Source organism: Vibrio alfacsensis, from assembly GCF_019670485.1.
Lineage (GTDB): Bacteria > Pseudomonadota > Gammaproteobacteria > Enterobacterales > Vibrionaceae > Vibrio > Vibrio alfacsensis.
Genome location: NZ_AP024168.1, coordinates 48,837 through 62,862 on the forward strand (window position 1 = coordinate 48,837; position 14,026 = coordinate 62,862).

The window sequence follows — 14,026 nt, forward strand, 5'->3', positions numbered from 1 at the left end:
GGGACTATCTGGAAAAGATCGGGGTGGATAAATGAAGTATGGATGGTTCAGAAATAGGCCTTTATCGGAGTCGATAAAGGCCTTGACGCTTAGTCGTGATAGGCTGTGGCCCCTTTTGGCACGTAGACTCCTTCGCACTTATCTAAGAATTCTTGTTTGCGTGCTCTTGGATTGTAAAATTGTTTGTACCAAATACGAGCTTTCATAAACGGACCGTCACTTGGTAGGAAAAGACCGTTCAAGCACGCCGCTTTGTTTGTCCAAACTTCGAAGTCCTGCGCAAAAGCAAGTTTACTGGCCTCTTGAAACTGGCGAGCGGAGATGGTGTCCTCGACGCTTGCTTTTTCTTTTCCACTTGGGGATTTGACTAATAACCCATGCCAAACATGGACCTTGCCATCCTCAACTGGTGTATGTGTGATCATCAGGACAGACTCATAGTAGCCTGTCAAATTAGACAGCAATACGCCTGGCCCATGGTAGGTCGTGATAGTGTGTAGGACAGGGCTTACGCCGTCATCACCAACGAGTGTTCTATGTGGGCCACATTGACGTTGAATCGCTTGGTGGCCTTTAAATTCATTTTCATAGCGTTGAACGGTGGAACCGTGAATAGGGCTTAAATGGCCGTAATCACAAATGTTATCGATGATTTCTTGTGGGTGCTGTTCAAGCTCGCCTAGGTCATCAAATTTCCACTGTACCCACGCTTCGTCATCCCATTGTGGTAATGATGGGTGGTCCCATTCTGGATCGCCATTTTCTGGATCGTACCAAACCCAAATTGCGCCCATGCTTTCCACTACTGGCCAAGACTTAACACACGCTGTTTTAGGAATTGGACCATCATGGTATGGGATATCATCAACTTTACCATCTGGACCAAAACGCCATGCGTGATATGGGCAGCGGATACCATCTCCGTCGATATTCGTGCCACCTCCGTCGATGATGACGTAGGAAGTGTCATTTTCGGCGGCTAAATGCGTTTTCATGTGCGGACAATAGGCATCAAGTAATACAACACGCCCAGTCGCTCGTCCTCGATATAGGGCAAAATCACGACCAAAGAATCGAACGGCAACAGGTTTAGGTTGGTTGATGTCTTCAGAAGTCGCGATCATGAACCAGCCTCTTGGAAACGTAAATTCCCCTAGGCGGTAGTCTTCGGTTTTAGCCATGATTTTCTCCTTGTTGATAATTTGTATCCGTTATATTCGGCTCTGCTTGGTGTGCATTTGAAAGAGTAGGGGATGCGGCCTTGTGTAAGTGCTCGTCATCTTGTACTGGTCGATAGTAGAATGATGAAATTAGATAAAAGAATGCTGATAGTAAAAATAGAGAGAATGTCACTAAGAGTGCATTGGCGAGGCCATTGTCACCAAAGTAGTCACTGAGTCCGCCGGTAAGAAGTGGCCCCAGTCCCGCTCCAAATAAGGTTAAAAATAGATTGAGTAAGGCGGCCGCACTTGCTCGCTGACTGGAACCGACAATTTGGCTGACTGCCGCATAAGACAAGCTAGGCCACCATGAATTAAAGAAAGCGAAGAGCGCAATAAATATGAAGCTAGGTGAAATCGCGAACCCGAGTAATTCGATGCTGAGATCTGATGGCCATAGAATCAACGCAATACCAGCAGGGAAACTCAGTAAAATACCTAGCATAGGGAATAGTATTTGCCAGCGATATTGCTTTTGAACTAAGCGATCGCAACATACGCCGCTAAATAGGCTGCCAATACAGGCGCTGACACCGCTTGCAATGCCAAAAATCAAACCAGCGCTCGCCAATGACATTTCTTGAGTACGAACTAAATACGTCGGTGCCCAGATCACATATCCGTATCCGGCTGTGCCTGCTAATGCACAGCCTAAAGCGAGCCAGATAAAACCTGGCGCAGCAATAATAGAAGACAGTTGCGAACGTAGTGAATGGTGGGGTTGAGCTGACTCTTGTGGCGCTTCGGTGCTTCTCTTTGGCTCTATACCAAAGAAGTAGAGCAAAACGGCAAGTACAATGCCGGGTGCACCAAATACGAAAAACACCATACGCCAACCATATTCTTGTGCAATCCAACCACCGATAATCATCGCAAGCAGCAGGCCAAGATGCGGGCCCATCATGAATATGCTGATCACTAATGAACGACGGTTTTTAGGGTACAACTCAGAGAGCATCGAAATTGAGGGCGCCATTCCGCCGGCCTCACCTACCGCAACTCCCATTCGTGCGAGTAACGCCGTCCAAAAACTTTGTACTGCACCACAAAGAACCGTCGCAATACTCCATAGGCCACAACAAATGGCCACCATATTACGACGATTTACGCCTTTATCTGCGATGTGGCTGAGTGGCAAGCTAAGTAATGAGTAAACGGTTGCAAAAGCGAGGCCTGAAAGTAGCCCCATCATGGTGTCTGATGCGCCGAATTCTTGTTTTATCGGTTCAATGAGAATCGCTATTACATTACGGTCAATGTATGAAAAGACGTAAATCAGAGCGAGAAGTAACAACGTGGTATGGGTCCGCCAATTTACGTTGTTATTTGATGATGGAATCATACTTCTCTCCTATCCGTAAGAAAGCCACCGGAATGATCCGGTGGGCCATGTTTTAAACATCATCATCGGGATCACGGCATTGGAAAGCGAAAAGAACGCGCTTCTGTCAGTGAGCCTGTCTGTTGTAGATAGAAGATAGAGTGTTTGGAATTTTAAACATCGTCCTTTTGGACGTATTACTTTCCCCAAGATTTGTTTACATTTTGATAACGTTTCGATTTGGGTGAATAAATTAGAGAGGAAACTTCGTGACGATTGAGCGTTTACAGCCAGTAAAATCCGAACCTCAAGAGCAAGCGCTTCGCTACATTCTTGCCTCTTCGGAGTTCGGTGTACTTGTTCCTGTCTCTGATGGAATTTATTTGCTTCGTATGCCAATGGATTTAGGTTTGGATCACATAAACGTTTATCTATTGGAAGATAATGATGGTTGGTATGTCATTGATACTGGGCTGGCCAGTGACAAGGTGAGAGATATTTGGACTCGTATCGCTGCGGATTGTCTCGCGAACAAACCGCTTAAAGGGCTCATTTGTACTCACTTTCATTATGATCATGCCAGCCTCGCTGATTGGTTGATGAAGACGTTCAATATTCCTCTCTACATGACGTCTGGGGAATATTTATGGATGAGAACCTTGGCAGAATCTCGACAAAAAAGGGTCAAGGATACGCTCAAGCCGTTTTATACATGTCATGGGGTGCCACATAACGATATTGATAAGATTCTGGCGATGGTCGAACAAGACACTTTGTCCGCTCTCTACCCAACAAAATACTGCCGCGTACGAGAGGGAGATGTGTTTACTATTGGTGGGCGATCTTGGCTAGTGATGATTGGTGAGGGGCATTCCCCGGAGCACATCTGTCTTTATAATGCACAGGACGGATTGTTGATTGCAGGTGACCAATTGCTTCCTGATATCAGCAGTAGCATCTTTGTGAACGAAATAGAACCTGATGCCGACCCGCTGCGTGGTTGGTTAGCATCATTGAATAAATTGAGTGCGCTACCCGATGATACACAGGTTCTGCCCTCTCACGGTGGCTTGTTCGTTGGCATCCAGCAGCGCTCGAAAGAACTGCATGCCTTGCATCAGAAACGACTCAATCGATTATTGGACACACTAAAAGATCAAGGTGACTGTTCGTTATATCAGTTAATGCGGAGCTTGTTTTCTCGAGAAATGAATGCCATGAATACCATGTTGGCGTTAGGAGAGACAGCTGCACACATTAACTACTTACTCAATGAGACAAAGCTAGAAAAACAGATAAGTGCAGATAAGGGTGAGATAACTTACCGCCTGACATTTGCTATTGATTCGCTTACCTAAAGGAGATTGGTCTATGGAACGGGATGTCCCACTCAGCCAGTTAGTGGCGCAACTTACCTCAGATGAGAGCCCATTTGCGTTACAGCAAGACAGTGATGGTGTGTTCGCATACCGTAACGCCCCGATTAGTTTGCCACAGGTAATAGAGACGGCAAGACGTGACGATGACGCCTGCTTTATGGTTTACCAACAAGATCGTTGGAGCTTTCAACGCTTTTACCGAGAGTTAGATACCTTGTCTCATTGGATGATTGCACAAGGTATTAAGCAGGGCAGCGTTGTTGCTATCGCGTGTCGAAATCGCCCTGAGTGGGCAATCGCATTTTGTGCCGCAGCTCGTATTGGCGCTATTCCAGCCCCTTTGAATAGTTTTGGACGTAAAGAAGAGCTCCAAGCTGCGTTAGAAGATATACAACCTGCATTGCTAGTCTGTGATAAAGACCGTTTTGTTAGAATCGAGGGTGACACGAGTGTTGAGGGATGTCGCATCATCGTCGTGGACGACAAGAACAATAACGATGATTTAGCAATGGCTTATCAAACGATCATTGAGCAAGTGGACACAACTGTCGAACCTTTACCAATGCCGGACGTGAGTAGTGAGGACTCTGCGCTGATTTTGTTTACCTCAGGTACAACAAGCCGCGCTAAAGCGGTGGTATCAAGTCAAAAAGCGGTGTGCCAATCTTTGTTCAATATTGACTTTATTTCTGCTCTGTCGGGAATGAGTTCTCCAGAAAAAGTAAAAAAAATCATGGAGAAAGGCATGTCGCCAGTCATTTTGTCAGCAGTGCCTCTCTTTCATGTTAGCGGATTGCATGCTCAGTTTTTGACGGCGTTACGTAATGGCACGCGCTTGGTGTTTATGCACAAGTGGGATACAAATGCCGCCTACGAATTGATGAAAACCGAGCAAGTGACCCAGTTTAATTGTGCTCCATCAATGCTACTTCAGCTCTTTAGAGAACCGCACCCAGATAAACAAGCCATGATACAGCAATTGATTGGACTAGGTTTCGGTGGCGCAGGTGTGCCTGAATCGTTAATGGAACATGTATTTAAGGTCATGCCGGATCAAATGATTGGAATTGGCTTTGGCATGACGGAAAGTAATGGCGTCGCATCCGCAGTTTCCGGTGATTTATTTCGCCAGCATCGAGACAGCTCAGGTGTGATCTCTCCTATTATGCAAGTCAAAATCGTGGACCCGATTGGGCAGGAATTACCGCCAAACGAAGTTGGCGAGATCTGGCTTAAAGGGGTTTCTGTCATGAAAGAGTATCTAGGTAATCCTCAAGGAACCGCTGAAGTGTTACGCGATGGTTGGTTAGCCACTGGGGATCTAGGCTATCGCAACGAGGATAACTTCCTATTTATTGTTGGTCGTTTGAAAGAGCTAATTAATCGTAATGGAGAGAAAGTATCGCCCCAAGAAGTGGAATCTTGTCTCCAGAGAAATAGCGCAGTGAAAGAAGCCGCCGTATTTGGTATTGAAGATGAAATGACAGGAGAAGCGGTGATTGCAGTGGTGTCTCTTGTTCAACATGAGCATATCACTGAAGCGCAGCTCAAGCATTTTGTTTCCGAGCACTTAGCGAGTTACAAAATTCCGTCTCAAATCCATGTCCTTGAACGTGAATTGCCGCGAAGTCCTGCGGGCAAATTACTCAGAAAAGAAATCAAGCGTGAATTCTCGGTAAAGACTGACGCGATTCTTGCGGCAAGTTAATGCGATGGCAATTTCGGAATTTAGCGGATCAAAAGGATAAGGGATGAAACAGACAGAACGCTCAGTATCTTCGTTGCAAAGTTACGATGTAGTGGTGGTAGGCTCGGGAGCTGGAGCCATGTCATCGGCTATTGTTGCTGCTGACCAAGGTTTATCGGTGGTAGTTATCGAAAAAACGGACAAGTTTGGGGGGACATCGGCGCTTTCTGGCGGTGGTATTTGGATCCCAAATAATGACCATTTTAAAGCCAAAGGTGGTCAAGATAGTTATCAACTCGCGATGACATATTTGCAAGCGTCTACTCAAGGTGATGTCGATAAGAAAAAGCTCGATGCCTACTTAGATAATGCGCCGAAAATGATCCGCTACTTAGAAACCCATACTCCGGTTTCTTATGCTGTTGCTGAAAAATATCCAGATTACTACCCACATTTAGATGGGGCATTGCCAGGTGGCCGAACCCTAGATCCAGAGCTGTTTGATACTTCATGTTTGGGAGACGAAATTGACCATTTGCGTCAAGCCTCTCGCTCTACGTTACTGATGGGAAAAATTGCTTGGACCGCAAGAGACGCGCACAAAGCCATGGCGCGAGAGCGAGGTTGGCGTTGGTTACTCTTACGTCGAATGTTGCGTTATCAATTTGATTTTCGCCAACGTAAAAAAGGTAAACGAGATCGCTTCGCTGGTCTTGGTAGCTCCTTGGTAGCATCATTACGAAAAGGTATGCAAGATCGCGAAATTCCTTTGCTGCTTAATACCGCGTTAACCGATTTAATGGTTGATCACGGTCGGGTTATTGGTATAGAAGCGAATCAGAATGGACAGCCCATTGTTATTCGTTCGAATAAGGCGGTGATACTGGCAAGCGGTGGTTTTGAGCAAAACCAAGCGTTACGTGAAAAATACCTTGCCCAGCCCACTCAAAAATCATGGAGTGCCACTCCGAAAGATGCGAATTCTGGCGCAGCGCTTGAAGCTGGCATGCGACAAGGTGCTGCAACGGATTTGCTTGATTGGTGTTGGTGGTCGCCGACGTTTTCAGTTCCTCGTGAAGATGAATCTCGAGGGGTATTTGCTGAGCGAGCATTCCCTGGTGCGATAGTGGTAAATGGCTTAGGTAAGCGCTTTTATAACGAAGCGGCCCCGTATTTGGAATTTGGCAAAGCGATGTATCAAGACCATCAGCAAACCGGTGGAAAGAACATCCCCGCTTGGGTCATTTTTGATGCGAAGTTCCGATTCAACTATGCGATGGGCCCTTTGATGCCCGCACAAATTATGCCTGATAGTCGATTGCCGAAAGACTGGCATGAAAACTTGTATTGGAAAGCGGACTCATTAGAGGAGTTAGCCCAACAGATTGATATCGATGCTGATGGGTTAAAACAGACGGTTCAAAGAGTGAATAAATTCTCTCAGACTGGAGTGGATAGTGATTTTGGACGAGGTGGAAACGTATTCGATCGCTACTACGGTGATATGAACATTAAGCCCAATCCATGCCTTGCCCCTATCGATAAAGGTCCGTATTACGCAATGAAACTTCAAGCCGGCGATATTGGAACAAAAGGTGGTTTAGTTACCGATGAAAATGCTTGTGTGTTACGCGACGACAAGACACGGATTGAGGGACTATTCGCGATTGGGAACTGCTCTGCCTCGGTTATGGGTAAAAGTTACCCGGGGGCGGGATCGACATTAGGCCCGGCGATGACGTTTGGATATATCGCTGCTCGTTATATTGCAGAAATGAAAACGAAATCGGAACTGTCTGAGCATCAACGTACGGTTGCATAACGCATGTGAGTGAGAAAAAGAGAAATAACATGGATAAGTTAGCCATTGAGCTTCAGGCCGATACGATCCCAAGTATCGTGATTGAAGCTGCATCTAAATATGCGGAGATAACCGCAATTCGTGATGGAAAAGAAAGCCTTTCCTATGCAGAGCTACCTAGCAAAACGTTTGAAGTCGCAAAAGGATTGATGAGTTTGGGGGTCGAAAAAGGTGATCGCGTTGCGATTTGGGCTCCCAACTCACTGCGTTGGATTTTAGCCGCCATTGGATTGCAAATGGCGGGGGCAGTTTTAGTCCCCCTCAATACGCGAATGAAAGCATTAGAAGCCAAAGCGATCATCGAGAGAAGTGGCGCAAAGGTTTTATTGTGTGTCGGTGACTTTCTTTCAAAAGATTATGCGCACGAAATACAACAATCTGCACCTACGTGCCTTGAAAAAATCGTTGTCATGAGTTCAAGGGCAGCACCGCTCAAGCCCCAAATGCTTGATTGGGGGGACATGATATTTCGTGGTGATGCTACATCAGAATCACAATTACTCGAACGCTTGGCTGATCTTAAACCGAGTGACGCATCAGACTTGATGTTTACTTCTGGTACAACGGGTAAACCAAAAGGAGTGGTCAGCGTTCACCGTGCTTGTATTCAAGCCTTTCGAGAGTACGTTCGCGTGTTGAAACTTAAACCAGGCGAGCGTTACCTAGTAATCAACCCATTTTTCCATACATTTGGCTATAAGGCGGGATGGGTTGCTGGATTACTGGCCGGGACGACGATTTTGCCTGAGCAAGTCTTTGATGCCGATACCGTATTACACCGAATTGAATCCGAGCGTATCAATATTCTTCCGGGCCCGCCAACGCTGTATTTGTCGCTGTTGGCGCATCCAACGTTAGAGCATAGAGACTTATCAAGTTTGCGCGTTGCTGTTACTGGGGCATCAACCATTCCTCCGGTTCTGATTGAATCCATGAGAAATACATTAGGCATAGAAACGGTCACCACTGCCTATGGGCTGACAGAATGCGGTGGTCTAGCGACAATATGCGACCCGACATCATCAGCGGATGTGATTGCTCAGACGAGTGGATCTGCCATTGATGGCACAGAGGTAGCGATTTTTGATCAAGATGGAAATGCATTACCTAAAGGCCAATCAGGGGAAGTCTGTATTCGCGGGTTTCATGTGATGAAAGCGTATTTTGAAGACCCTAAGGCAACCGCTGACACGATAGACGAGAACCATTGGCTGCATACCGGTGATATCGGGGAACTTGATGCTGATGGCAACCTTAAGATTACGGGACGTATAAAAGATATGTTCATTGTTGGCGGGTTTAACTGCTATCCCGCGGAGATTGAAGCGGCACTGGCTGAGAATCAGCAAATTGAACAGTCGGCCGTGATAGGCGTTCCGGATGAGCGAATGGGTGAGGTTGGTTGTGCTTATATCGTGGTGAAAAATGGTTGTACGTTAGATGAGGCGGAAGTGATCCGTTGGTCTCGAGAGAGGATGTCAAATTATAAAGTTCCTCGTTACGTCCGATTTGTTGACAGCTTGCCTGTCAATGCATCGAACAAAGTACTCAAGAACGAGTTGGTTCAACAGTTTAATCTTAATGCTTAGCTAGGCATTAAAAAAAATCATACCATGCAGACTGTAACGCATTTGGTGCTTTCCTACAGGATAGGCCCTGCATAATTTAACGCGATATCTGGGTTTCTCCTCTTTTAATTATCTAACTGATCACCGAACTGGTGAGGAGGACTTATGACGTATTCACATCAGCCAGCGCAAGGCGATACTCAACCGAAAGGCAATCTACGACTTGGTAATAAAGTGGCGTTTGTTACCGGTGGAGGTAGTGGTATTGGTGCTGCCACCGCTGAATACCTAGCAATACAAGGTGCAAAAGTCATTATTTGTGGTCGTTCAGAAGAATCATTGAATCAAGTGGTTACTCGTATTCAGAAAATTGGGGGGCAGGCACAAGCAAAAGTCTGTGATGTCAGTTCTGAGCAAGCCATCGTGGAAACACTAGAGGGAGTGGTCAGCGAGCATGGTCAGCTTGATATCTTGGTAAACAATGCCATGGCTTTCACTTGGGGAGCGATTGAGGAGATGACCACTGAAGACTGGCATGCGAACTTCACCACATCGGTTGATGGTACATTTTGGGCGACCCGCAGCGCGATGAAACTCATGAAAGAGCGCGGAGGTTCGATCATAAACCTATCCTCTATTTGCGGCGAGCTAGGGACTGCCTATATGTCGGGTTATAGCGCATCCAAAGCCGCGGTGATTAATTTCTCCCGAGCCGCTGCTGTAGAGGGCGCGCCTTTTGGTATTCGTGTGAATTGTGTGATGCCGTCAGTGGTTGAAACTCCTGCTACACAAGGAATGCTGTCTGATGATGAGGCGAAACGTAAAACGGAGCGACTCATCCCAATGGGCCGAGTTGGACAACCTCATGAACTGGCGGCTGCGATCGGCTTTTTGGCCAGTGACGACTCAAGCTATATTACAGGGGTTAACTTACCCGTCGATGGTGGCCGAGCGGCTGCGTTGATTACAGCACTCGATTAGGAGGTGCTCAATGACAACGCAATTTAGTGAAGATACGTTGATGAATGCTCCATCTGATCACACGGTAAGTTTATTCAATCCGATATCACTTGGTGATATTCCAATCAAAAACCGAATAGTCATGGCACCAATGACACGCAATAGAGCGAGCTCAAATGGCACGCCAACTGCGATGATGGTTAAGTATTATGCTGAACGTGCAAGTGCAGGTTTGATCGTGGCAGAAGGGACATGGCCCACCGTAACAGGGCAAGCCTATTGTCGCCAACCGGGTATTGAAACGTCAGAGCATATTGAAGCTTGGCAAAAGGTGACCGATGCGGTACATCAACAAGGTGGAAAGATCGTTCTGCAAATCATGCACTCTGGCCGGATTGGAAGCCGTTACATCAAACCAAAAGGGACGGAAACGGTAGCCCCATCTGCGATTCAAGCAGATGGCTCTGTCTATACTGACTCTGCTGGTATGCAGGCCTTTGATGTACCTAGAGCACTGTCGACACAAGAGGTCAAAGTGGTCATTGAAGAACACCGTCAAGCGGCGAAAAATGCCAAATTAGCTGGATTTGACGGTGTTGAGCTGCATTGCACCAGTGGTTATCTTCCAATGCAATTTTTGTGCAGTAGTACCAACACGCGCACTGATGAATATGGGGGGACGACTGACAACCGGATTCGTTTTGCTGTTGAGTGCATGCAGGCCATGACGGAGGTGTTTCCCAATCGAGTGGGTTTGAGGATCAATCCGGGCAACCAATATAACGATACGCAGGATAGCAACCCAGTAGAAAGTCATATCAAGTTATTGCAAGCAAGTCGTCATTTGGCGTTAGCATATGTTCACGTTATGCGGGCACCAACGGAAGAAATTGATGCATTTGCGTTAGTAAAAGAGCATTTTTCTGGCGCGATTATCCTTAATGATGGCTTTGATGCTGCATCAGCAAAGAGCGCTATTCAAAACCGTGTGGGAGACGCTGTCTCGTTTGCACGCCACTTTATTGCCAATCCAGATTTTGTTACGCGCACCCAGAATAATCATGAGTTGGCGAAGTTTGATCGTGGAACTTTATATACCGCGGGTGAAAAAGGCTATATCGACTATCCGCGGGCAGACCATCGCAAATCATCAGTTATCAAATAGTAAGGGAGTATCAATATGAAACATCAAGGAAAAGTGGTATGGGTCACTGGGGCTGGTCAAGGGATTGGACAAGCAGTAGTAAAGCAGTTTGCACAGCAAGGGGCAAAAGTGGCCGCGATTGATATTAACGAGTCTGCAGCGTGTGCTACTGCTGAGGTTTGGGGTGGTAACGTGATTGGTATTGGTTGTGACGTTTCCGATAGCAGTTCTGTTCGAGATGCAATGGCAACCGTTGCTCGAACATTCGGAAAGGTTGATATTATGGTCAACTGCGCAGGCGTAGGCTCTGTTGATGCCTTTATAGATACTCCCGATGAGAATTGGCAAAAAGTGATTGGTGTGAACTTAACGGGGACGTTTGTTTGCTGTCGTGAGGGTGCCAAAGTGATGCTTGAGCAAGGAAAAGGTAGCATCATCAACGTGGCTAGTACGGCGGCAATGACTGGCGAGGGACCAAGCCATTATTGTGCATCTAAAGCTGGCGTGATGGGGCTAACTCGCAGTATCGCACGAGAGCTTGCTCCAAACGGTATTCGAGTCAATACCATCGTACCCGGGCCGACGAATACACCAATGATGGCTGATATTCCTGATGAATGGACTCAGGCAATGGTTGATGCGATCCCTCTCGGTCGAATGGGTGAGAGTGAAGACATTGCAAAAGTTGCCAGCTTCTTGGCCAGTGATGATGCTGCATTTGTTACCGGACAGAACATCGCTGTGAATGGTGGAATGGCGTTTATATAGAGGGTAGGTCATGACGCAATTAAACATCACGCTCGAGCAACGACTGGACCGACTCGAGTCCACTGAAGCCATTCGTCAGTTAGCAGGGAAATACGCGCTCTCACTAGATATGCGCGATCTCGATGCCCATGTTGGGTTGTTTGCTGAAGATATTCGAGTTGGCAGAAATAAGGTCGGAAGAGCACATTTAAAAGCTTGGGTTGATCAAACGTTACGCGACCAGTTTACTGGCACTTCGCATCATATTGGTCAACACATTATTGAGTTTATCGATGAAGACCACGCCATTGGTGTGGTCTACTCTAAAAATGAACACGAGACCGGTCCTGAATGGGTCACAATGCAAATGCTCTATTGGGATGACTATGAGCGTGTCAATGGAGAGTGGTTTTTCCGTCGTCGTTTGCCTTGTTATTGGTACGCAAGCGATCTCAATCGGCCACCAATTGGAAATATGAAAATGCGTTGGCCTGGCCGCGAACCTTACAATGGTACGTTTCATGACCTGTTTCCCACCTGGGAGTTATTTTGGCGTACTAGACCTCAAGATGGCGAATTGCCTCAGGTTGCAACTCCGGCGCCAGTGGATCAGTTTCTTTTAACGATGCGTCGCGATACACCTGCGCCAAAGATTCGCGTGCGTTAGTCTAACTTTTATTTGACCTATTTGTTCTCGATCTGTCTGGAAAACATTGTTTAATAAAGATTAGAAAGATCAAAGTCGTAAAAGCCCAAAAAACAGACGAGTAAAAGAGTCTAGAAAGGGAGAAAAAGTACGTTTCAGCTTTACCACTGTAAGAGAGGAAATTAAACGGGTAACCAATGATTCTTTCGGTGGTAAAGAATGAGCTAAATTGAAGACAGACCGCAGCTGAAAACAAACAGATTTTTGCGACAAGACGTTTGTGATATTGAGTAAAACTTAGCATGTCGAAGTAAATCCCCTCAGGTTTTTAACAATGTAAACAGGTAAGCAAATGGTAATGGATGGACGAACCCACCGTTCTTGTTACTGTCAGTTTATTTTACAGTGAAACATAATTATCACTATAAGTTAATGTATTTATTAAATAAAAATAGTGGCCTGAGTTTTGCTTTTAGTAGAGTAAATACGGAGTTTTCGTCAACTAAGTTTAGTAATTTAAAAGGATTTTATATGCTGAGAATGAACTATTTGATATCGACTATTGTTGGGGTGTGTACGTTAATTTCCTCAAACGTTTATGCCGGTTTTATCCTTGATAAAATTCAAAATGGTGATTCACTATCTTCGCTGAGTAGTGTTGTCGATACGACGTTTGATAATGCCAGTGTTGACTCAGATAAGATATTTGGTTGGACAGGAGCCAATCTGTTCTTTGATAACAACAATGAAGGGCCGTACAATTTTTCATTTACCTATTTGGGATCAGAGTCTAACTGGCAAACCAATAAATTTTTCGAATTGCAAAATCCGCTGCTTGGGGGAACATTGCTTAGTGAGAAAGATGCAGTAGGAACTAAGGTTGGGTTTGATTACGTCCATCAAGATAATTCGGTGGTCCCGTTTGGGTTTGCTCGATGTACAGGACCAATTTGCTCAAACATAGCTTTAAATGGTTTAAACGATGATGGTGAACCAAACTTCTTCTTTGGTTTTTCAGGTATGGATGAAAACAGCTTAGATTTTTCGACCGCCTATCTATTTTACAATGATGGTGGGGGCAACGCTGACGCAGACTTCGATGACTTTGTATTATCAATGACGGTTGGAGAAGAGAATGCACCATTCGGTGTTACTCCCACTAGTGTCGTGCCTGAGCCATCATCATTAGCTGTCTTTGGCTTAGGACTTCTTGGTGCGGGTGTGCTTCGTCGTAGGCAGAGTACAAAGCATAATCATTAAGAATAGCCTTATACATTGGGGTTATTATGGTACTCAATTTAAAGGTCTAGCAAGCACTAGGCCTTTTTCTCATATATTAATGATGTCAAAGGAAATCACGGGGCGAGCATGATTACCCTACAAGATTCAGTTTCTGATGTCATGATTGCTTCCTTATTATTTCTTGAATCAATATCTCAACGTTAAGTTATTAGGTATTGCATGTTGTAAGCGTGGTTATATTATCGCTGAGC

Annotated in this window: 11 protein-coding genes; 9 read left to right on the plus strand and 2 right to left on the minus strand. The window is 45.7% G+C overall.

The window, feature by feature from the left end:
* Positions 1-89: 89 nt before the first annotated feature.
* Complete coding sequence (locus tag VA249_RS23275) at positions 90-1,181, minus strand: aromatic ring-hydroxylating dioxygenase subunit alpha (protein WP_221072564.1); 1,092 nt, start codon at positions 1,179-1,181, stop codon at positions 90-92.
* Positions 1,174-2,562, minus strand: coding sequence for a spinster family MFS transporter (locus VA249_RS23280; protein ID WP_221072566.1), 1,389 nt, complete (start codon positions 2,560-2,562; stop codon positions 1,174-1,176). The genes VA249_RS23275 and VA249_RS23280 overlap by 8 nt, the downstream gene beginning before the upstream one ends.
* Before the next feature lie 248 nt (positions 2,563-2,810).
* On the opposite strand from VA249_RS23280, the gene VA249_RS23285 reads away from it, so the two are divergent.
* The 9 genes from VA249_RS23285 to VA249_RS23325 all read left to right on the plus strand — a co-directional run bounded on the left by VA249_RS23285 (position 2,811) and on the right by VA249_RS23325 (position 13,793).
* Positions 2,811-3,899 (plus strand): MBL fold metallo-hydrolase, encoded by a 1,089-nt coding sequence (locus VA249_RS23285; protein WP_221072569.1) that lies wholly within the window; start codon positions 2,811-2,813, stop codon positions 3,897-3,899.
* 13 nt (positions 3,900-3,912) lie between these two features.
* Positions 3,913-5,628: a class I adenylate-forming enzyme family protein gene (locus VA249_RS23290; RefSeq protein ID WP_221072570.1), complete on the plus strand. Its 1,716-nt coding sequence runs from the start codon at positions 3,913-3,915 to the stop codon at positions 5,626-5,628.
* 43 nt (positions 5,629-5,671) lie between these two features.
* Positions 5,672-7,429 (plus strand): FAD-dependent oxidoreductase, encoded by a 1,758-nt coding sequence (locus VA249_RS23295; protein WP_221072572.1) that lies wholly within the window; start codon positions 5,672-5,674, stop codon positions 7,427-7,429.
* A 29-nt stretch (positions 7,430-7,458) separates the two neighbouring features.
* The gene (locus tag VA249_RS23300; RefSeq protein ID WP_221072574.1) at positions 7,459-9,057 is read left to right on the plus strand and encodes a FadD3 family acyl-CoA ligase; all 1,599 of its coding nucleotides are present in this window, start codon (positions 7,459-7,461) and stop codon (positions 9,055-9,057) included.
* Positions 9,058-9,201: 144 nt separating this feature from the next.
* Positions 9,202-10,017, plus strand: a complete 816-nt coding sequence (locus tag VA249_RS23305) for an SDR family NAD(P)-dependent oxidoreductase (RefSeq protein WP_221072576.1) — start codon at positions 9,202-9,204, stop codon at positions 10,015-10,017.
* A 10-nt stretch (positions 10,018-10,027) separates the two neighbouring features.
* Positions 10,028-11,161 (plus strand): alkene reductase, encoded by a 1,134-nt coding sequence (locus VA249_RS23310; protein ID WP_225927170.1) that lies wholly within the window; start codon positions 10,028-10,030, stop codon positions 11,159-11,161.
* 15 nt (positions 11,162-11,176) lie between these two features.
* On the plus strand, positions 11,177-11,908 hold the full coding sequence (locus VA249_RS23315; protein WP_221072577.1) for an SDR family NAD(P)-dependent oxidoreductase: 732 nt from the start codon (positions 11,177-11,179) through the stop codon (positions 11,906-11,908).
* 10 nt (positions 11,909-11,918) lie between these two features.
* Positions 11,919-12,554 carry a nuclear transport factor 2 family protein gene (locus tag VA249_RS23320; RefSeq protein ID WP_221072578.1) on the plus strand — a complete coding sequence of 212 codons (636 nt, stop codon included), beginning with the start codon at positions 11,919-11,921 and terminating at the stop codon, positions 12,552-12,554.
* 510 nt (positions 12,555-13,064) lie between these two features.
* On the plus strand, positions 13,065-13,793 hold the full coding sequence (locus tag VA249_RS23325; protein WP_221072579.1) for a PEP-CTERM sorting domain-containing protein: 729 nt from the start codon (positions 13,065-13,067) through the stop codon (positions 13,791-13,793).
* Positions 13,794-14,026: the final 233 nt, after the last annotated feature.